The 19,754-nt window shown below is 44.0% G+C and carries 19 protein-coding genes; 5 read left to right on the top strand and 14 right to left on the bottom strand.

All coding sequences use genetic code 11. The features are described 5' to 3' along the window. The 5 genes from RP262_RS10585 to RP262_RS10565 all read right to left on the bottom strand — a co-directional run. Window positions 1-1,657, bottom strand: a 1,657-nt coding sequence (locus tag RP262_RS10585) for a glycoside hydrolase family 70 protein (RefSeq protein WP_311155123.1), incomplete at its 3' end; no start/stop codon positions are given. A 69-nt stretch (window positions 1,658-1,726) separates the two neighbouring features. Continuing rightward, complete coding sequence (locus tag RP262_RS10580; RefSeq protein WP_311155122.1) at window positions 1,727-2,608, bottom strand: helix-turn-helix domain-containing protein; 882 nt, start codon at window positions 2,606-2,608, stop codon at window positions 1,727-1,729. Between the two features lie 456 nt (window positions 2,609-3,064). After that, window positions 3,065-4,444, bottom strand: coding sequence for an ABC transporter permease (locus tag RP262_RS10575; RefSeq protein WP_311155121.1), 1,380 nt, complete (start codon window positions 4,442-4,444; stop codon window positions 3,065-3,067). Window positions 4,445-4,520: 76 nt separating this feature from the next. Next, window positions 4,521-5,417, bottom strand: coding sequence for a zinc metalloprotease HtpX (htpX, locus tag RP262_RS10570; RefSeq protein ID WP_311155120.1), 897 nt, complete (start codon window positions 5,415-5,417; stop codon window positions 4,521-4,523). A gap of 1 nt (window position 5,418) precedes the next feature. Continuing rightward, entirely contained in the window at window positions 5,419-5,988 is a 570-nt protein-coding gene (locus RP262_RS10565) for a LemA family protein (protein ID WP_002898080.1), read from the bottom strand. Window positions 5,989-6,141: 153 nt separating this feature from the next. On the opposite strand from RP262_RS10565, the gene RP262_RS10560 reads away from it, so the two are divergent. From RP262_RS10560 to rsmG, 5 genes are all read left to right on the top strand, one after another. Continuing rightward, window positions 6,142-6,759, top strand: a complete 618-nt coding sequence (locus RP262_RS10560) for a TetR/AcrR family transcriptional regulator (RefSeq protein ID WP_311155119.1) — start codon at window positions 6,142-6,144, stop codon at window positions 6,757-6,759. Between the two features lie 62 nt (window positions 6,760-6,821). Beyond that, a complete protein-coding gene (locus RP262_RS10555) occupies window positions 6,822-8,105 on the top strand; it encodes an MFS transporter (RefSeq protein ID WP_311155118.1) in 1,284 nt (427 codons plus the stop codon). Next, window positions 8,080-10,416: an FtsX-like permease family protein gene (locus RP262_RS10550; RefSeq protein WP_311155117.1), complete on the top strand. Its 2,337-nt coding sequence runs from the start codon at window positions 8,080-8,082 to the stop codon at window positions 10,414-10,416. Before RP262_RS10555 ends, RP262_RS10550 begins: the two co-directional genes overlap by 26 nt. 57 nt (window positions 10,417-10,473) lie before the next feature. Next, window positions 10,474-11,217, top strand: a complete 744-nt coding sequence (locus tag RP262_RS10545; RefSeq protein ID WP_311155116.1) for an ABC transporter ATP-binding protein — start codon at window positions 10,474-10,476, stop codon at window positions 11,215-11,217. Between the two features lie 81 nt (window positions 11,218-11,298). After that, a complete protein-coding gene (gene rsmG / locus RP262_RS10540) occupies window positions 11,299-12,012 on the top strand; it encodes a 16S rRNA (guanine(527)-N(7))-methyltransferase RsmG (protein ID WP_060553000.1) in 714 nt (237 codons plus the stop codon). An 85-nt stretch (window positions 12,013-12,097) separates the two neighbouring features. Here rsmG and RP262_RS10535 read toward each other — a convergent pair whose 3' ends face one another. From RP262_RS10535 to RP262_RS10495, 9 genes are all read right to left on the bottom strand, one after another. Continuing rightward, on the bottom strand, window positions 12,098-12,949 hold the full coding sequence (locus RP262_RS10535) for a CPBP family intramembrane glutamic endopeptidase (RefSeq protein ID WP_311155115.1): 852 nt from the start codon (window positions 12,947-12,949) through the stop codon (window positions 12,098-12,100). 19 nt (window positions 12,950-12,968) lie between these two features. Next, the gene (locus RP262_RS10530) at window positions 12,969-13,805 is read right to left on the bottom strand and encodes an energy-coupling factor transporter transmembrane component T (protein ID WP_311155114.1); all 837 of its coding nucleotides are present in this window, start codon (window positions 13,803-13,805) and stop codon (window positions 12,969-12,971) included. After that, window positions 13,798-15,483 (bottom strand): ABC transporter ATP-binding protein, encoded by a 1,686-nt coding sequence (locus RP262_RS10525; RefSeq protein WP_311155113.1) that lies wholly within the window; start codon window positions 15,481-15,483, stop codon window positions 13,798-13,800. Before RP262_RS10525 ends, RP262_RS10530 begins: the two co-directional genes overlap by 8 nt. Window positions 15,484-15,492: 9 nt before the next feature. Beyond that, window positions 15,493-16,254 carry a nucleoside phosphorylase gene (locus RP262_RS10520; protein ID WP_311155112.1) on the bottom strand — a complete coding sequence of 254 codons (762 nt, stop codon included), beginning with the start codon at window positions 16,252-16,254 and terminating at the stop codon, window positions 15,493-15,495. Window positions 16,255-16,473: 219 nt separating this feature from the next. Beyond that, window positions 16,474-16,734 carry a SemiSWEET family transporter gene (locus tag RP262_RS10515; RefSeq protein ID WP_002898091.1) on the bottom strand — a complete coding sequence of 87 codons (261 nt, stop codon included), beginning with the start codon at window positions 16,732-16,734 and terminating at the stop codon, window positions 16,474-16,476. A gap of 180 nt (window positions 16,735-16,914) precedes the next feature. Further along, the gene (locus tag RP262_RS10510; protein ID WP_311155111.1) at window positions 16,915-17,832 is read right to left on the bottom strand and encodes a DUF4299 family protein; all 918 of its coding nucleotides are present in this window, start codon (window positions 17,830-17,832) and stop codon (window positions 16,915-16,917) included. A gap of 294 nt (window positions 17,833-18,126) precedes the next feature. Then, entirely contained in the window at window positions 18,127-18,486 is a 360-nt protein-coding gene (locus RP262_RS10505) for a TfoX/Sxy family protein (protein WP_311155110.1), read from the bottom strand. Between the two features lie 9 nt (window positions 18,487-18,495). Further along, a complete protein-coding gene (locus RP262_RS10500) occupies window positions 18,496-18,909 on the bottom strand; it encodes a VOC family protein (protein WP_125336493.1) in 414 nt (137 codons plus the stop codon). Between the two features lie 56 nt (window positions 18,910-18,965). Then, window positions 18,966-19,754: AraC family transcriptional regulator (locus RP262_RS10495; RefSeq protein ID WP_311155109.1), on the bottom strand; the 789-nt coding region annotated here is incomplete at its 5' end.

The following is a 19,754-nucleotide window of genomic DNA, read 5'->3' as shown; positions in this document are numbered from 1 at the left end:
CAGACCAAGCTTCCAAGATAGACAAATGCTTGATGGCTTCTTCTTCACTTTCTCCAACCTTGTAGCGAGACTTGAAGTAATCAGAAGCAATTTGGAGCAAGTCTGCATTGACGTTGTCTACCGCATCGACACGGACTCCGTCAAAGTTAGCAGTCGGATCATTGGCTACGATGCTACCGAAGTTCATCATAAAGTGCAGCCAGTTGAGTTGCTCAGCCTGAACAGCTGGATTAGAGTTATCAAAGTCGTTAGCTAGCAGGAACTCATAACCACCAGTTGACTTGTCAATGAAGTACTTAGGTGTACCAGTTTGGTTGGTAGGTGTGCGGTTAAGGATGCGGTACTTAGAATTAGCATGAGAAGTCTTGTCACTATTAGTATAAAGCAGAGCTCCGCCTTGCAAGTGGTCCTTATTAGTACCGGTTGTTTCAGACTCTGTCTTGATGTTCCAGTTTGGCTGAGTTTTGACAAATGAGCCCATCAGTGTTCTCAGCCATTTAGTATCGCCTTCTTTACCGATTCTTTCTTCAATTTTGCGCTGAACCTGCTTAGAAGCACCTGTCAGGATAGCTTGTTCCACTTTGTTTTCAAAAGCTCCTGCTCCCAGACCTTGCTGGTTCATATAGTTGAGATAGCTAACCTGCGTTTGCTTATCAGGCCACCAAGCCATCAAAAGCGGACGTAGGTCTGTTTCTGTTGAGGCAATCCAAGTTTTTCCGTCTTTCAAGATGAACTTTGGACGATACCAGCTATCTGCTGTCAGGTAGCCGTCAACTGTTTCAATATCCTTTTCCGTAGTGCCATGGAAGGCATTCTTTTGAGTGAATTCATTATTGAGACTGCTAGTACCTTGCTGGAATTGATACTCAGCTGAATCAATCAGTGCTCCAGTCTCTGCATCGAAATAAAGAATTTTTCCATTGAGCTCAACAGCGAAATTCTTTTTAACTGTACCGTCGTCCTGAACATAGTATTTCTTACCATCAATCGTCTTGATGTGAGATAAGACATCATCATCATGCTCAGTATTAACAGGCGCTGCTTGGGCTTGAGCAGCCACCATTCTTTCAGCTATCGCTCCCTGTCTTTGAGCCGGTTCTGGCAAGCGATCTTTCTTTGCAACCTTTGGATTTGCAACTATCTTGTCTGTAACAGTCTTCTTTGCTTGTTTGTCAGCAGTTGCGGGACTTGCTTGTCTATCCTGACCAGCTGCTTCCGGTTTAGCAGTTTCTGATGTTGCATTAGCTGCTTTTGCTTCTTCAGCAACGGCTGCTTTTTCTGTAGTTGCTGCTTCTGCTACTGCCGGCTTAGCTGGCTCTTGAGCATCTGTTTGAACCGCTGCTTCCGTATTTGCTGCAGTTTTAGCAGTTTTTTCACTGGCTACAGCAGCATCAGTCACCTTGTCTGCAGAAGTTGCTTTTTCTGCTTCCAGCTGAGAAGCTGAGTTAGCTTGTACTTGAACTGGCTGCCCTGAGCCACTATCCTGAGCTGCAGCTGGTTCTTGAACTGCCACCTGCTTAACATCATCAGCGTGGACAAGACCTGCTTCGAGACCAAGTACTTTTGGTGCTACGATAAGTGCTAAGGTAGTCACACCGATGGCTACCCAGTTCTTCTTAACTTTATGCATCTTATAATGAATTTTTTTCTCCATCATAAAACCTCCTTCTGAATTTGGTATAAAGTTATACTCTTATTCTAGTATATTTTTAGAAATGAGTCTATTTTATTTGCACATCTGCAACTGTGAACGGCAAATTCTTTCAAACTGAGCTTTGAGCTTCTGGGCAACACCGAAGGAATCTAAAAATTCCAAGAAAGATAAGCACTCCTCAATATCACTCAGAGCATAGCTATTCCCAACCTTGTAAGAATAAAGAGCCCTATGATACTTAATCAGCATCCGATCATAAAGATCTGTCTCAGGGATTTTAGAATGGTCAAGATAATTGAGGAATCTCATAGCAACCAGCAAATGATTACTCTCTATGCAGACACTGATAACATTAAGCAGCATCTTGATAATACGCCGGCGATTCTCCGGTAGATTATTATAAAACTGGGTGCGGTTAATCATCTCACTAGCAAAGGTCTCCAGTGTTTCCAAGGTCAATAGATCCACACTATTAGTAAAGAGCCAGAGCTCATAACGCCCCCACTCCTCAACGGAAAAGAGATAATCGGTCAGAAATTCTACATCTTTCTTGCTAATCTGAAAATCTGGACTGCAGGAAGACAATACTGCTCTAACAACAATTGTATTAAGCCTATAGTTCTTCTTCTCAGGGAACTTTTTAGCCAAAGCTTCTGAGCTAGCCAATATACTTTGGAGCTTGACGACATTGTTTTCCTGATAAGCATCAGCTACTTTTTTTGAGAAAAGCGCATCATCTGCCTCAATGTAGTTATGGTAAACATACTGAAATTCGTCTAGAGAAACAGCCATATTCTTTAAGCAGCAATAGAAAGAATCAAGCGTAATACCACTGACTCCCCGCTCAAAACGAGACAGCTGAGCCACTGAAATATCTCCGGCTGCCGCCTCTTTAAGAGACATGTTTTTTGATTCTCTAATGACTTTGAAAATTTTTCCAAATGTTTTCAACATATTGAGCCCTCGGTTTCATATATGCAATAAAATTTTTTACTAAATTTAATATACTAGTAATATATTTCGAATGTGTTACAAAAAAATTACTTTATATTTCGAAATAATACAAATAGATTAATTTGAAAGATAGGAATACTCAATATAGTGATTTTTTCTGAAAGTTTTATGGTTTTCAAGAAAATATTGATTTTATAAGATTCTCAGAAGGGTTCAACCTGACAACTTGAAAACACTAGCTTTTTAAATCTAGCCTCCTTACTTATACAAAAATAAACTTGGATAATCTGAGGTTCATGGATGACTGAAATAAAACTGTAACACAATCTGAGTAAACATCTTTTTAGACATGAATGAAAGGAAGTAAAATGAATCTGCCTAATGAACTAAAATAGATTTGCCTAAAAAAAGAGGGAATAGAATCATAAAATTCCCCCTCTTCTATTCCTTTCTGTATCAATCAGGCCAATCAACCATGTGGTCATACCCTTCGTCTATGGAATAGCCTATACTACCACGATAAGAGTATTCTAGCAATGATACTGACCCTTCAGTCAAGTCTTGGTCACTGTCGTTCTTGTTTAACTGGACTAACTTTCCGTCCTTAATTTTAGCAAAAAATTGCTTTTTGCTAGTAACATTATCCTTGTCTGTCTCCTCTATCTCAAAGACATAGTTTCCTGTCTGAAAGAGGGAATAGTCCATATCATGTAAGAATTTTTCTCCTGAATCTGAAGCAAAGAGTCTTTGCTTCAGATTCAGCTCAATTCTAATACTGATCCAAATATCTTCTTTTTCTAGCAATTTCTCATCAGTAAGATCAAAGATAGAATTTAACTTGAAATCTTTTTCCTCAAAGCTCTTGGGTTTTGAGCGCTTAGGATTAGTTATGTACTCTACAGAAACCTCTGTATTCCCATAATGAGGAATGATATTAACACTCTCATCTATATTATCTAGACTTTTTTCTACATTTTCTTTCGTTTTGATTAGATTTTCTTGACTATTTTCCTTTTGGAGAATAACTCGCAGGATGGGAGAAGGAGTTGTTTTCGGATCAATAAACGCAGCTTCTTCAATGCCTCCCGCCTTATTGACTCGAACTTCTTCATAAAAAGAATGCTTGCCAATAGTTACTTTAAATTTCCCAATTGGGTATATATCATTAAAGTCTGGATTATTCGAATCTTCTTCCCCGTATCCACTTGGTACAGTCTCTACCTTAGCATCCATACCTCGCTTTTTGTACTCCTGCTCCAAGCTGCTGAGAACTCGGCTGGTTCGTGTTAGTTGGGGAATGATAGGCTGAAAAAAAGCTACAATCATGAGCAAAATTAGCACTCCATTAACTACATGCCCTGCCCAGAGCAGTGCCTTCTTTCTTTGTCCTTTGAGTCCATACCGAGCGTAAAGATAGCTTAGGAAAGACAAAATCGAGCATAGTGGCACAACCCCTATCAACCAGCGATAAGGTTCTATGGTTCGCGTATCTTTCAAAGCGGAGATGAATGGAAATAGCTGAAGCAACAGAGCCAGAATTAAACTGATTGGAGCCAGATGAAGCGAGTCCTTGCTTGTCTTTATACTCTGAATCAGCGAACGAAAGCTCAAAATCAGATAAATAAACAGATAGATCAGAACAACACACTTAAAAATCATACTAAACATCATAAACTGCATTAATATGCTTGTCTTGCCTGAACTCAGAAATTCTATAGTAGATAGCATTAGAACTATAACTGCATAGCCACCCAAAGGGGCTATTATTATAGACAAAATCCAATTAACAATATAAAAAATTGCAAATAAATCTTTAGAGGCTTTTAGTTTTTTCATTATATTTCCTACTTACTATATTATTCGCCTATCATTATAGCACAAACAATAAAAAAACTGAGATTTCTCCCAGCTTTTACATATGCCTCAAGCGCTCCACCCGTTCTGAGATAGGAGGGTGCGTATAGAAGAGTTTCTTCAGACTGCCTTCTTTTTTGGGGTCGCTGATATAGAGAGCTGCACTGGCATCATCGACATGATGCTCCATAGGCTCGCTGCGATCCAGCTTAAGTAGGGCATTAATCATCCCTTGCGGATTGCGGGTCAGCTCTACACTGGAAGCATCAGCCAGAAACTCCCGTTGACGAGAAATGGCCAACTGCACTAAGGTAGCTGCCAAAGGTGCCAGAATGATGGCAATCAGTGATACGATAAGGAGAATAATTCCCAAACCACTATCGTTATCTCGATCATTACTACTGCGCCGGCCGCCACCAAACCACATCATACGGCCAGCTAGGCTAGACAACATAGTAATAGCACTGGCCAAAGCCACAGCAATCGTTGAAATTCGGATATCGTAATTGCGAATATGACTGACTTCATGGCCTATCACTCCCTCAAGCTCCTCACGATTCATGATTTGCAAGATACCCGTCGTTGCTGCGACAGCTGCATTTTCAGGCTTAGATCCGGTCGCAAAAGCATTGGGAGAGGGATCCTCTACGATATAGACACGCGGCATAGGAATCTGAGCGACCATGGCCATATCTTGAACAATATGATAGAGTTCGGGCGCTTCCTGCTCAGAGACCTCGCGAGCTCCGTTCATCGCCATGACAACCTCTGTAGACTGAAAAATCATCACTCCGGCATAAATAGCTCCGATAATCAAGGCTAGCAAGATACCACCTACAGCAGACCGCAGCCAGAGATAGCCAATAGCTGCTCCAAGGAGAGCCAAGAGACCGAAAAAAGCGATAAGGAGGAGCCAAGTCCTCCTTTTATTGCTGGCAATTTGATCAAATAGCATCTTAGTCACCTAGTCCAGTGCTGCCAAAGTCAACTTTTGGCACAGCCTTTTCTTCTTCTGGTGTCTTGAGGAAGTCCGCAGCTTTAAAGCCAAAGATTCCTGCAACAATATTGCTTGGGAAAGTTTCCAGCTTGACATTGTAGTTGCTAGTTACTGAATTATAAAGCTGACGAGAATAAGCGATTTTATTTTCAGTATTAGTCAGCTCCTCCTGCAATTTCAAGTAGTTGGTATTTGCTTTCAGATCTGGATAGCTTTCAGCTACTGCAAAGATTCCAGAAATCTGACGAGAAAGGGCGTCGCTGGCTTGCATGGCTTCGGCTGGTGAAGCAGCTGAAGCTACCTGGTTGCGCAGTTGTGTTACCTTTTCCAAGGTTGCCTGCTCGTACTTGCCATAGCCTTTGACCGTTTCCAAGAGGTTAGGAATCAGGTCATTACGACGCTTGAGCTGCACATCAATCTGGCTCCAAGCTTCCTGAGTCTGCATGCGGCTTTTAACCAAGGTATTGTAAGCACCAACAACGAAGAACGCTAAAACCGCGACAATAATAAGAATAATAATAAAAGTCATGATATACTCCTTCAATTTTGATTAGACTTATTATATCAAAAAATAGTGGAAGTGTCTTTATTCTTGACATGGATTTAGAAAAGATGTACGATAAAGGAAAGAATAAACCGACTGTCGGTCGAATAAAATTTTACTAATAAAAAGGATGCAAGCATGGCTAATAAAAAAGACTTTATCTTAGATACCGCACAAAAGCTTTTTATGGAGCAAGGCTTTGACCAGACCTCTATCTCCCAGATTTTAGAAGCGACTCAAATCGCCCGCGGTACTCTCTACTATTACTTTTCTTCTAAAGAAGAGATAATGGATGCCATCATTGAGCGAACTATTGAACAAGCATTTACGGCTTCTCAAGCCTTTGCCAATAATCGTGAACTAACTGTCCTAGAGCGCTTGTTTGGCAGCATGGCTGCTCTGAATCTTAATCATCAAGAGGGAGAGGAAGTGCTGCTGCATCTCAATCAGCCGCAAAATGCGCTCCTGCACGAAAAGACCAATCAAATTCTTCTTGAACGGGCACCTCAGATTTTACTTCCCATCATCCAAGACGGCATCACCGCTGGAGATATGAAGACTGACTATCCCTACGAAAGTCTGGAAATGATTCTTACTTATTCGCTTCAAGTTTTTGGCAGCAGTTTTCAGGCTCTACCTCCAGAAAAACAGCAGCAAAAACTTCAGGCTTTTCTCTATCTTTTAGAAACTCTTTTCCACAGCCGGCAAGGCTACTTCAATCCCTTTCTATCTTTGATTCAAACACAAAGCAGCTAGAAAGCTAAGCACTAGATTTACTATTTATACTTACATGCCATTACAAGCATAAGGAGGTAACTATGAAACAATCAGGCTTTAGACTCTTTTTATTGATTTGGATAGGAAGCCTCATTTCAGAAATCGGCTCTGGTATGACTTCTTTCGCTTTAGGTGTTTATATATTCCAGCTGACCGGTTTGGTTTCTGTTTCTTCTTTTGTTACGCTTTGTGCTTTCCTACCCGGTCTTTTGGCTACTCCTCTGGCTGGAATTCTGGCAGATCGCTATGACCGAAGATTGCTGATGGCTCTGGGAGATGGCTTGTCAGGCTTAGGAGTTCTCTGGATTTACTTTAGTCTGAAGAATCCTGCTTTGATTTTTATCTGTATCGGAGCTGCCATTAGCTCGCTCCTTTCAGCCTTGGTCAATCCAGCCTTTCGAGCTACAATTTCCGACTTGCTGCCGGAGGATCAGTTATCAAAAGCAACCGGTTTGTCCCAGATTAATGGCATTGCCCGCTATCTGATTTCACCAGCTTTGGCTGGAATGATTTTGGCGAGTGGACATATCAGCACGATTCTGTTGCTGGACTTTTCAACCATTTTCGTGACAGTAGCCTGCACCTTGCTCGCTCGTAGGGCCATTCATTCGCAAGTTTATAGCAGTGATAGTCGTTTCTGGGCAGATTTCCTTAAAGGTTTTCAAATCGTCTATGGAAAAAAAGGCATCTGGATTTTAGTCCTAGCCGGAACAGGCTTTTCCTTCTTTCTGGGAACAGTCCAAATCCTTCTTTCTCCCTTGATACTAGCTTTCGCAGACGCCAAAACAGCCGGCTGGGTCATGACCATCTCCAGCAGCGGGATGCTGATAGGAGGCTTAGTTCTGGGGATATTTGCTATCAAAAAGCACTTCCATCGTATGCTCTGTCTCTCACTATTTCTACTGGGACTCTTCATGGTTGGGCTGGGAATGAAGGAAAACTTCATCTGGATTTGCAGCTTTGGCTTTCTCCTCTTTGCTGCCCTGCCTTTCGCCAATACAGCCATTGACTATCTGGTCCGCATCAATATTAACAAAGCCGATCAAGGCAAGGTCTGGGGGACCATCGGGATTATTTCTCAGCTGGGCTATGTGCTAGCTTATGCTGGCATGGGTTGGGTCGCGGACACTCTTTTCAAGCCCTCACTGACTTACTTTGGCTGGCTGGCAAATTCTGTCGGAAAAATCATCGGTGTTGGAGGAGGCAGAGGCTACGGTCTGCTCTTTATCCTATCCGGTATCTCTATCAGCATCGGTGCTTATCTGCTCTCCCGAGCACGTTCAGTAAAGGAGCTGGAATATGTTTCAACGCTTGATAAAAAATGATTTAAAAGAAAACAAAGTTAGCATGCTAGTCATTGGACTTTTCCTGCTTCTGACTCTGACTCTGAGCTTTGCAGCCACGCGCCTGACCATCAGTCTCACTAGCTCGATTGAGCGCTTTGTGGAAACAGCTAAAAGTCCTCACCTGCTACAGATGCACAGCGGAAGCGTCGACCGAAAACGGCTGCAAAACTTTGTCCAGCAGCATCCAGAAATTGCCTCTTGGCAGCTGACAGACTTTGTCAATGTGGAAGGATCAGCCATCCGCATCAATGAGAAAAACTCACTTCAGGACAGCTCCCAGGATAATGGCTTTTCCAGTCAGAACCAAAACTTTGACTTTCTGCTGGATCAGAATAACCAGCCTGCCCAGCCTCAGCCAGGGCAAGTTTATATCCCCCTTTATTATTACAATAGCGGAAAAATCAAAATCGGCGACCAAATAAGAGTCGGCAAGCTGCAGCTGACTGTCCAGGGATTTATCCGAGATGCCCAGATGAATGCCGGTCTAGTCTCCTCCAAACGCTTCCTCATCTCACAGACTGATTTGCAGACTCTGAAAAAAGAAGCATTTGCATCTAATGAGAACCTGATTGCCTTTCGAGTGCATAAGCTTAGTCAGATCTCAGCTGTCGAGCAAGCCTATAAAAATGCCGAGCTCGAGTCCAACGGACCGCCTATGATTACCTATCCGACTATCAAGATGATTAACGGCTTCAATGATGCTCTAGTCATCCTAGTCATGGGGCTGCTGGTTGTGGCTATCATTGGCATCACCTTTCTCTGCATGCGCTTTGCCCTCTTGACCAAGATTCAAGAAGAACTGCAGCAGATTGCCGTTATGAAGGTGATGGGATTGCCCCAAAGCTTTATCAGCAGGGTCTACCTGACCAAGTATTATTTCTGTCTGGCTCTAGCAACCATCGCTGGATGGGGACTGTCCTTTCTCCTGAGTTCTCCTTTTAAAAAGCAGATGGCACTGTCTATGGGGCAAAGTCCGACGCCCTTCTATAGCTATCTTTTGGAAATGCTAGTGGCTCTACTGCTCTGTCTCTTGGTCTTCTGGCTGACTGCCCGGCCTCTCAGCTCTTTGAAGAAAATGACGCCTGGCCAAGCTTTAAGATTAGCTTCTTCCAACAGTCTGACCGAGACTCCTTCTACTCCCAAAATGGGATTACCGACTATCCCCCTCTTAGACAGGCCCTATTTCGCTCTGAAAACGATTCTGAATCATAAAAAACTCTATTTGACAATGTTGTTCATTGTCAGTTTGATTAGCCTGCTTATCCTGCTGCCAGCCAGTCTCTACAGCACTGTGATGGACAAGAATTTCATTCAGTATCTGGGAGCTGGTCAGGCAGATGTGTTGGTTGATATTTCTCAGACTGAAGACATTGATACCAAGGCTGCCCAGCTTCTGAAAGAACTGCAGGCAGACAAGGATATCGCAGAGATCAATCAGTACCAGAGCCAGAATTTCTCCTATCAAGACCAGCAAGGTCAGACCCAGCAGTTGCGGGTAACTCTGGGAAACCATGCGGGATTTCCAGTCAAATACAGCCAAGGCCGCTATCCTAAAAACGAGCATGAAATTGCCCTCTCCAAGCTTAAGGCAGAAGAGCTCAAGCTAAAAGTAGGAGACAGCCTGACCTTGACGGTAGACGGTCAAGCCAGAAAATTAAAAGTAGTCGGTATTTACTCAGACCTGACCTACGGAGGCAAGACCGCCAAGGCTGTCTTTGTGACAAAGCAAGCGCAAACGTTCAATAGTCTGACGACCATCCGTCTTAAAGATGCTAGCAACAAAGCTCAAAAAATCAACGAATGGAAAAAACGCTATTCCAACTATAAATTAACCGATGTAGAAGACTTTTTCCATCAGACTTTTGATGACACGCTAGCCATGCTCCGCCTGATTCAGACCAGTGTTTTCTGGACAGGGCTCGGCATTGTCTTCATCCTTATGACTCTCTTTGTCTATATGATTTTCACCAAGGACCAAGCTGACTTGGCACTTTATCGGATGCTGGGATTTGGCACTGAACGACTCAGGAGCCACTACCTGCTCGCTGTCTGCTTCATCTTGATGCTGGCTCTGGCAATAGCCGACCTGCTGCTCCTTAGTCTAGGGCAAGAAGTCTGCAGTCTGCTGCTCAGCAGCTTCGGTATCAGCAAACTCCAGCTCATCATCAATAAGTCGCTTACTTTTCTATGGACACCGCTGACTCTGCTTCTTAGCGGACTCACAGCAGCACACATCAGTCTCCGAGCGCTGAACAAGCTGGAAATTGGACGCTATCTCAAGGAACATTAATCTTAAGCAGATAGCTTTCGAGCGCTTAGCATTTATTTTACATCCGAGGAGAAGCCTATGTTATTAGAAGCACATAACCTCAGCAAAAGCTATCAGGAAAATCAGGACCCCATTCTCCGTGATTTGTCGCTAGAGATTGAAAGCGGCCAATTCATCGCCATCATGGGGCCGTCTGGCTGCGGGAAATCCACTCTTCTCAATCTTCTGTCCACCATTGACAGACCTGACCAAGGACAGATTCTTTATCAGGGACAGGACCTGCTAGCTATGAAAGACAAGGACTTAGACCGCCTTCGCAGAGAGGCTTTCGGATTTGTCTTCCAGCAGGCAACCTTCCTGAAAAATCTCAATATCCTAGACAATATCTGCCTACCGAGTATTATTGGTAAGAAAAGCAGCGAGCGAAAGGCAGCCTATGAGCGAGCCAAGGAGTTAATGGCTCTGACTGGCATTAAGGACATTGCTCACCGCTCTATCCATCAGGTATCGGGCGGCCAGCTCCAGCGAGCCGGCATCTGCCGGGCTCTCATGAACCAGCCTCGAATCATTTTTGCTGACGAGCCGACAGGAGCGCTCAACTCTCAGGCCGGCCGTCAAGCTATGGAGCTCATGCAGCACTTCCACCAGCAGGGCGCAAGCATTCTCCTAGTGACGCATGATGCCAGCGTTGCTACCTATGCAGATAAGGTTCTGCTCATTTTAGATGGCAAGATAAAAAAAGAAATTCTCTTTGACCCAGCTACTAATCAAGATGATCGGCGCCAGCTGCTCTTGGCGGAGCTCAATCAGATTGGTATATAAGACAAGAGGCCCTTCGGCAGAATGCCGGGGTCTCCTTTTTATGATATAATAGGATGAATACTGACAGATAAGGATGAAACTATGACACCGCAAGAATTTTACCAGCTATTGAGCCAGCAGGGAATCGAGCTGACCGACCGCCAGAAAGACCAGTTTGAGCGTTATTTTGAACTCTTGGTCGAATGGAATGAAAAAATCAATCTGACAGCTATCACCGAGAAAAATGAAGTCTATCTCAAGCATTTCTATGATTCAATTGCCCCTGTTTTGCAAGGCCTGATTGATAATCAAGAACTCAAGCTGCTGGACATCGGTGCCGGGGCCGGCTTTCCTAGCCTCCCTATGAAAATCATCTGCCCTCAGCTGGATGTGACCATCATTGACTCGCTCAACAAACGCATCAACTTCCTCAAACTGCTGGCAGAGGAGCTGGAGCTGGACAAGGTTCACTTCTACCATGGCCGCGCAGAAGACTTTGCTCAGGACAAGGCTTTTCGGGCCCAATTTGACCTCGTCACCGCCCGTGCAGTCGCTCGGATGCAGGTTCTGTCTGAACTGACCATTCCCTACCTGAAAGTTGGCGGGAAGCTCCTAGCGCTCAAGGCTTCCAATGCTCCTGAGGAACTGGACGAAGCAAAAAATGCCCTTAACTTACTCTTTAGCAAGGTCCAAGACAACCTCAGCTATGCTTTACCAAACGGTGACCCTCGCTTTATCACAGTGGTAGAAAAGAAGAAAGAAACACCCAATAAATACCCCCGCAAAGCCGGCATGCCAAATAAAAGGCCATTATAAGAAAATAAGCAAGCAATTCAGTGATTGCCTGCTTTTTAAATGCTTCGTTGAGATAAGTCAAAAAGAAAACTGAGGTATAAAGAACTCAATGGCGCGACCGCTTTCTTATTTGATAGTAGATTAAAAGCACTAAAAATGACAAGGTCTGAGCCACGGTGATTCGAAGACTAAGTAGCTGATCCGTTCCGTTTTTTGATAGGACATGAAGCAGATTAACCACTGTGTTATTAACAAAATGAACAGCCATGCCCATATAGAGACTGCCCGTCATCTTAGCCATAAGACCAAACTGAAGACCAATCAGAAAACTAGTGAGAACTAAGATCAAACTATTAATCCAGAAGCCTGTCAAGCTCATTTCCCCATCGAGCAAACTTCTGAAGGGTGCCATGATATGCCAGAAACCAAAAAGGAGACTGGAAAAAAGAGCTGCTTTTATAAAGCTGTATTTTCTTTCAAAAACTTTTTGAAAGAGTCCACGGAAGATTCCTTCTTCCATGAGGACATTGATGAGATTGCCCGCCAGACAGATCAATAGAAAAAGAAAGCCCCTCTGCTGGCCGATATTGCCATTGACTGAATAAGCAGATACATAGAAATCAAGCCCCAGAAAATTTCCTCGACTGAGCAACACAGCGATTTCTACCAGATAAGCTAAAGCAAAAAATAAAATTCCCCAGATTAGACCTAGACTAACACGACGGAACAAGTTTTTTGTCCCCAAGCCAATTTGTTTAAAATTCAGGCCGTAAAAACGCAAAGCTGGGACCAGAAGTACCAGCCCTAGGAGTTTGTGGACAAAAGATTCTCCCCAAAATGTCTGATCCGTCCTCAAAATCATGTATTCTGCAATCCGCAGAATACAGCAAACCAAATAAATAATCAAAACAACTTGAATCTGTCGGACATATTGGTCTTTAATTCTCTTTATTTTCATACTTTCTTATTCCCCTTTCCTACCTCCACGGATTATAAAAGCGACCGTGATTGACTGCGAAGAGAGCAAAGCAGAGTAATAGAAAGGCGACTGCCAGTGCCAGCACTATCATATCTCGCTTAGTCAGAGCCTGATAGGTGTACCAGGTTCGTTTTTTATTTTTCCCAAAGCGGCGCAGTTCCATGGCGGTGGCAATGGTGTTGATACGCTCTAGTGAGCTGAAAATCAGCGGAATGATAATCTGCAGATTTCCCTTTACGCGCTGAGTAAGTTTGGCTTTCTTGGATAATTCCTGCCCGCGCGCTTCCTGAGACATCCTGATGAGGAAAAATTCTTCCTGCAAATCTGGAATATAGCGGAGCGTCAGACTGACCGCGTAAGCAATTTTATAGGAAATACCAAGCTGATGCAGGCTGGAAGCAAACTGACTGGGATGGGTTGTCATGAGGAAAATCACTGCCAGAGGTATGGTCGAAACATACTTGAGCAGGAGATTAAAGAGGTAGAACAGCTCCTGAGCTGTTAGATTATAAGATCCCCATCCGGTCCAGAGGACATCTTTAGTTCCATAGATATCGACACCATACTCAGGCGCGAAAAGATAGACCATCACTAAGTTAAGAGCAGCAAAGGATGCCGCAAAGACCAAAACAAATGAAATGTCTCGGATGCGGATATGGGATAGCCGAAAGAGACAAAGGGACAGCAGGGCTAGCCCCAGCAAAAAACGAGTATCATAGCTAATCATGGCCGCCACTGATACCAGAACGAAGAACAGCATCTTGCTGGCACCGGACAGACCATGAAGAAAAGTCTCGCCTGCATGGTAGCCGATTAATTTTCGCTGATTAAGCATGCTTGTCCTCCTTTTTTCGCATATAAAACTCGGTCAAAGCCAGAGGGTCGGCACTAATTTTTTCAGCCAGAGCAAAGATTGACGTTTCTTTTAGATGAGCCGCCGAAATCAACTCTTGATCTGTCAGCACCTGAGCAGGCGCCTTATCGGCTAAAATCTGACCATCCACCACAACCACTGCCCGATCTGAGTAATCCAGCATCAGCTGCATATCATGGGTAATCATTATAATCGTATGTCCCTGCTGGTTGAGCTCGTCTAGAAAGTCCATCATCTCTGTATAATGGCGCTGGTCCTGACCAGCTGTCGGTTCATCCAAGAGGATAATCTCCGGATTCAGCACCAAGATAGACGCAATGGTCACCCGCTTCTTCTGGCCGAAAGACAGGGCCGAAATCGGCCAACTACGGAATTCATAGAGGCCACAGGTCTTGAGAGCCGCATGGACTCGCTCTTCGATTTCCGATTCTTCCAGTCCACGCAAGCGCAAGCCTAAAGCCACTTCATCAAAAATCATGGCTGCCGAAATCATCTGATTGGGATTCTGCAGGACATAGCCAATCCGCTCAGCTCGCTCCTTGATAGAGTCTCCTTTGATGTCCTGACCTTTCCATCTATAGCTCCCATCAGTCTCGATAAACTGACAGAGAGCCTTGGCCAGAGTTGACTTACCAGCTCCATTTTTACCAACGATGGCTATCCGCTCTCCCTTGAAAATCTTCAGGCTGATATCCTGCAAAATAGGCTTGCCGCCGCTCTGGTAAGCAAAGGAAACATGCTCCAACTCCAACAAAGGCTCCTGAAGCTCTTTGTCAGGGTCAGACCAGTCTCTGCCCTCAAAGGTCACATCTGCCAGCTGCAACTGATCCAAGCGTGACAATCCTTCAGTCTTTTCCACTTCAACGCCCAGCAGGCGCAGGGTCGTAATGTAGAGCGGTTCGCGGATGCCATTTTCAGCTAGCAGCTGGGTCCTGAGCAGCTCATCCGGCTGTCCGTCAAAGAGAATGCGTCCGTCATTGATAAGCACTAGCCGGTCTACCGGTCTGTAAAGAACATCTTCCAAGCGGTGCTCGATAATCAGAGTCGTCGTTCCCGTATCTCGATGAAGCTGGTCAATCAAATCAATGGTATCCTGACCTGACTTTGGATCCAGATTAGCCAAGGGCTCGTCAAAGAGCAGAATGGGACTCTCGTCAATCAAAACCCCTGCCAGACTGACGCGCTGCTTTTGACCGCCTGATAGATCCTGGGGCCGATGCTGCAAAAGCTCCGCTAAATCCAGCTTCTCTGACCAGGTTTTGACTTTTTCGCGCATAAGCGACAGCTCCATCACGTCATTTTCCAGCGCAAAGGCCAGATCTTCTGCTACACTAAGCCCGATAAACTGGCCATCCGTGTCCTGCAAAACCGTGCTGACAAGATTAGACTTATCATAAATGCTGGGCTCAAAGGCTGGCTGCCCCTTAATCAAGAGCTGGCCGCCAGCCTCTCCTTTATAAATGTTAGGAATAATTCCATTGAGACACTGGCCCAGCGTTGACTTGCCAGAGCCAGACGGACCGACAATCAGAACCTTCTCTCCCTCGTAAATAGTCAGATTGATCTGCTTGAGGGTCGGCTCAGACTGGGCCTGATACTGAAAGCTAAAGTCTTCAAATTGGATAATTGGTTTTTTCATCTTATTTCTCTATAGTGCCAGAGCGATTTGAATCGCGAGATTGGCAATCTTATCTTTTTCGTCTAAGTCTGCATGATTGGCTAGGTTGCGCATATCCCAAGCTTCCTCAGATAAGTGGTCAGCTGCATAGAAGAACTGGCAGACGGATATCTCTCGAAAAGCTGCTAAAGCCGCTACGGCTGAGCATTCCATATCCACACAGATCGCTCCCTCAGCCTTTCTCTGGCGGAGTTTAGCTACCGTCTCACGGTAAATGCCGTCTGTCGTCCAGACCTTGCCCTTGCTGTGGGAAATACCGCGCTCATCCAGAAAAGCCGTCAAAAAGTCTTTCAAGCCAAGATTGACTTCCTGCTCACGGCTAGCTGGCTGATAGTGATAGCTAGTCCCCTCATCACGCAGGGCCTCCGTCGGGATAATGACGGACGTTTCCTTAATCTCCTCATCCAAAATGCCGCAAGTACCGAAAAGCACCAGCTTCTTCATGCCAAAAGCAATCAAGTCTTCCAGAATAGCCACACAGGCTGAAGCTCCAACAGGTGCATTGAAGAGAGCCAGTTCCCGTCCATCCGCGAAAACACGATAGATAGGAATTTCAATATTAGCCATGCTAGTCGTCGTAATCAGCTCATGCTCAAAATCAGCCAAAATCCGCGCAAAAGTCTCTCTGGCAAAGCAGGAAACAGCCGTCTCCGGAAAACCTTCTATGGATTCATTCAAGTCTTCTGGGTTGATGATGGCCTTGCGACTTTGGTCAAATTCTTCAAGTATCATAGGCTTGCTCTCTTACCCCTTTCTTCCTGATGAAACAGCCAGCAGATCTCTGCTGACTTCATCTTACCATTGTATCATAAAAAGGCGGTCTGCTGAACGCTGCCTGCATATTTTCTACATAGGAAAAGCCATAGGCAGGCTCTATAGCTACATGTGAAGTGAATGTTTTTTCCAATGATTTTCCAACAAAAAAGACTGGGCATAAATCCCAATCTCATCTTACATAAGGGCCGTTGCAGCAGTAATCAAGCCAAATACGATGCCCGGCATATTAGCCGCTGCCAAAGGAATGTCCCGCTTCTCTTTAAATAGACCATAAATGACCCAGAGTGTACAGTTTAGAGCAGCTACTGAAGGCTGGATAAAGTCACCCTTATTGCCAGCTAGATTATTCATAATCTGTGGAATATAGGAAACATACATCATAACAGACATAAAAGTAGCCACCCAGCCCAAGATTAACATGTGTTTTTCTTTCATTTCGTTCTCCTTTTTATAAAACTGACCTCTATTCTATAGCTTCTTTTTGAAATTTTCAAGATATTTTCAATAATGTTATCAAAACGAAAAGAGTCACAAAATTGTGAGAACTGCTGACAGACCTAAAAAAGCTGCCTTTTGGCAGCTCTGTTAAGATTCAAAAAGTAAATTTTCCTAGCGCTAAAACTTCGGTTCTCCATCGGGAAGTTGATCCAAAATGGCTTCCAGTTCCAGCCGATTGAGTGGCTGAATCCGGATCTGACTGGAATCCAGATAGGTGCAGTGAGTCTCTGGAATCTTCTCCAAAAAAGCTTTTAAATCCTTTGTTGTCAGATATTTATAGCCCTGCGGACTGCTGGCATCCTCTATCAGGATATGAAGATGCCATTCCATATCTTGACTAGCACCGCTCTCAATCATCTCTTTAATCAGGTATCCCTTGGGCATGGGCTGAGTCGGAAGGACTGTGTCCACTTCTTCTGCCAGAACATAAGAACCCAGGTATTTCCCCCCCTGATCCTTATAATACTTAGGAGTAGAAAATTGACTCTGGACCTGCTGCATCTCGGCCATCTGCCTGCCAAACTCCTCCACAGGATCTTCAGCTTTGAATAGTTCCAGAAGTTTTTCCTGCGACATGTACAAATCATGAGCATAGCCTTCAAAAACATGCATAGGCGCAGCTGCAACTCTAGCATCATTCAGACCATAGAGAATATCCGCTTCAAAATCAATATTAAAAATCCCGTCAGCCGTGTAAGTATTGCCGTATTCATCGACAATATCCTGCTTCATCTTCTGAGCCAAACGACTCATGAAGAGAATAGCCCCTTTCCAGTCGCCCACCGTTGATGGTGTCAAGACGCGGACCTGGTAGGTTTCTCGGTCTGGCAGATAATAAACTTCAAACCCACGGCCTGCCCCTTCCCAGTAGACAGCCAGAAAAGTTCCGATCTGATCCAAGGATTGATAAGCCTTATCGCCCTCAAGGCCTACGACCTCCAGCCCTTCCACCAAGGAAACCAAAGACAAGGGTGTTTCGACCGCCTTATAGCTAAACAAGCCCTTTCGGTTCTGAATGTAAAAAGAAATACTCATACCATGCTCCTTTCTAACGACAAAAGCCTTTCAGAAAGCGAGAAAATGCAAAATCAAAACTTAATACAGGTACAAACTAGATTTTCTCCAAGACTTTTAAGGATAAACTTCATTCGCAAAACGGACTCTGGTATTAGTATAACATTTTTGGAAGAAAAAGACGAAAAAACCTGTATCCATGAAGAGACTCTCCGACTGAAAACTTCATCAATACAGATTCTAAGAATATATTTGAACTTCATAAAAAGGTAATGAATAAACTTCTAAGAAAGCAAAACTCATTCTGAGTACTTCTTACTTTTTATCCTGCTGCGTCAGCTCCTGATTGTAGGACAAGGCTAGCTTGATCCAGTAAGATAATTCTTTTTGTCCCTCGACATCTAAATCAATATAGCCATGATAAAGCCTGCCTTTCATCACTGTGACACTGGCACCATTTTTAGGCAGGACCTGCTTTTCCATTTCCTTACCGATGCGTACCATGACGAGCTCTTGACTTCTCGAACTCACAGTAACGGTCATCTTACCTCGGACCATAAAAGCCAAGCTACCAAACATCTTCTTCTCTTCTACCTCTTCTTCAAAAACATAAGGAGGAAGTTCAGTAGCTAAAATGGTACGGACTTGCTGGGCTAAGGATTCACTATAAGCCATCCTTCTACCTCATTTCATCACATCCCAGCCGATACCAAAACGGTCAATCAAGCGGCCATAAAACTCTGCGAAAGCTTGTTCCTCTAAAGGATAGAGAATTTGCCCACCTTCAGCAAGCTTTGCAAAGAGCTCATCGGCTTCTTCTCTACTGTCTGGGCTCAGAACCAACCATTGATTGGGCTGATGATTGCTAGGAATAGATAGGTCATTAAAAACACCTACATCCTCACCATTCAGGGTTAAGTTTTCCGTATCTAAGGCAATCCAGGCAATCTTATCCCGTTTTTCTGCAGGAAGATCTGCTGGATCCATCATCTCACTAGCTCGGACAAGTCCCTTTATCTCTGTCTGAAAAAGATCTGCATAAAAACGAAAAGCTTCTTCAGCCTGACCATTAAAACTTAAAAATACGTCTAATTTCATTATTGTTCCTCCAATTTTTTATATCTGAGAATAAATCTCTAGTATCAGTTTATCAATTAGGATAAAAATTTTCTTATTCTCAATTGCGCTTGTTTGGCTAGGGAACGCATGATTAAAACTGGAAGATTAACTGTAATAGGTGGATCGCTGGGCAAGGGCCTGCGCATGCTGATTTCCTCCTGATAGATGCTATTGCCTGAAAAAGTGAGAGGCTCATCGCTGCCCCAGCGAAAGTTATGCTTCAAGACATAGTTTTTAGTTAGGCGTAAATCCTCCAGCAATTCACAGGCCAAAAGATAGTAGTGACCATCCGGTACATTTTCAAAAGTAAACTTTCTCTTCTGACTCAGTGCTACTCCGATAACTGGCTCTTCTTTGGGTATGCGGGTTTTAAAAAGCCCGACACAGCTAATGCGTGGTTCATACCCCTCAGGATAAGATAGCGCCACAGTCAATCGATTGCCACTTTTACAGTCGGGATCCTGATGCAACAAAGCTCCCTTCTCATCCAACTGTTTGACCATAAAATCATAAGCCTTGGTTGATTCCTGGTAATATTTTTTAGGAGAAAGTCCAGTATGCCGCTTAAAAGTATTGGAAAAACTGCCTAGACTATCATAACCAGCTTCTATAGAGGTCTCAGTCACATTTTGCCGGCCTTCCACAATTTCCTGAATCCCTTTTTCCATCTTAAGAGCTTCCACATATTGCTTGATAGAAAAGCCCATCTTTTTCTTGAAAGTTCTGGATAGATGGGAAGGACTATAGTGGAAATACTGAGCCAAATCGGTCAGACTCAGCTCTTCATCTGCATGCTGACGCAGATAGGCTGCCACTTCTTCCAT

The sequence above is a fragment of the uncultured Streptococcus sp. genome (assembly GCF_963456385.1).
Lineage (GTDB): Bacteria > Bacillota > Bacilli > Lactobacillales > Streptococcaceae > Streptococcus.
The sequence above is the reverse complement of the archived record's forward strand: the minus strand, read 5'-3'. Positions and strand labels throughout refer to the sequence as shown.

Bases quoted from the DNA above. Each gene is read 5' to 3' on its own strand.
- RP262_RS10575 (WP_311155121.1), bottom strand. From the start codon at position 4,444: ATGAAAAAACTAAAAGCCTCTAAAGATTTATTTGCAATTTTTTATATT.
- RP262_RS10535 (WP_311155115.1), bottom strand. From the start codon at position 12,949: ATGAAAATAAAGAGAATTAAAGACCAATATGTCCGACAGATTCAAGTT.
- RP262_RS10545 (WP_311155116.1), top strand. From the start codon at position 10,474: ATGTTATTAGAAGCACATAACCTCAGCAAAAGCTATCAGGAAAATCAG.
- rsmG (WP_060553000.1), top strand. From the start codon at position 11,299: ATGACACCGCAAGAATTTTACCAGCTATTGAGCCAGCAGGGAATCGAG.
- RP262_RS10550 (WP_311155117.1), top strand. From the start codon at position 8,080: ATGTTTCAACGCTTGATAAAAAATGATTTAAAAGAAAACAAAGTTAGC.
- RP262_RS10505 (WP_311155110.1), bottom strand. From the start codon at position 18,486: ATGGCTTATAGTGAATCCTTAGCCCAGCAAGTCCGTACCATTTTAGCT.
- RP262_RS10580 (WP_311155122.1), bottom strand. From the start codon at position 2,608: ATGTTGAAAACATTTGGAAAAATTTTCAAAGTCATTAGAGAATCAAAA.
- RP262_RS10565 (WP_002898080.1), bottom strand. From the start codon at position 5,988: ATGACTTTTATTATTATTCTTATTATTGTCGCGGTTTTAGCGTTCTTC.
- RP262_RS10500 (WP_125336493.1), bottom strand. From the start codon at position 18,909: ATGAAATTAGACGTATTTTTAAGTTTTAATGGTCAGGCTGAAGAAGCT.
- RP262_RS10530 (WP_311155114.1), bottom strand. From the start codon at position 13,805: ATGCTTAATCAGCGAAAATTAATCGGCTACCATGCAGGCGAGACTTTT.
- RP262_RS10555 (WP_311155118.1), top strand. From the start codon at position 6,822: ATGAAACAATCAGGCTTTAGACTCTTTTTATTGATTTGGATAGGAAGC.
- RP262_RS10525 (WP_311155113.1), bottom strand. From the start codon at position 15,483: ATGAAAAAACCAATTATCCAATTTGAAGACTTTAGCTTTCAGTATCAG.
- RP262_RS10520 (WP_311155112.1), bottom strand. From the start codon at position 16,254: ATGATACTTGAAGAATTTGACCAAAGTCGCAAGGCCATCATCAACCCA.
- RP262_RS10515 (WP_002898091.1), bottom strand. From the start codon at position 16,734: ATGAAAGAAAAACACATGTTAATCTTGGGCTGGGTGGCTACTTTTATG.
- RP262_RS10510 (WP_311155111.1), bottom strand. From the start codon at position 17,832: ATGAGTATTTCTTTTTACATTCAGAACCGAAAGGGCTTGTTTAGCTAT.
- htpX (WP_311155120.1), bottom strand. From the start codon at position 5,417: ATGCTATTTGATCAAATTGCCAGCAATAAAAGGAGGACTTGGCTCCTC.
- RP262_RS10560 (WP_311155119.1), top strand. From the start codon at position 6,142: ATGGCTAATAAAAAAGACTTTATCTTAGATACCGCACAAAAGCTTTTT.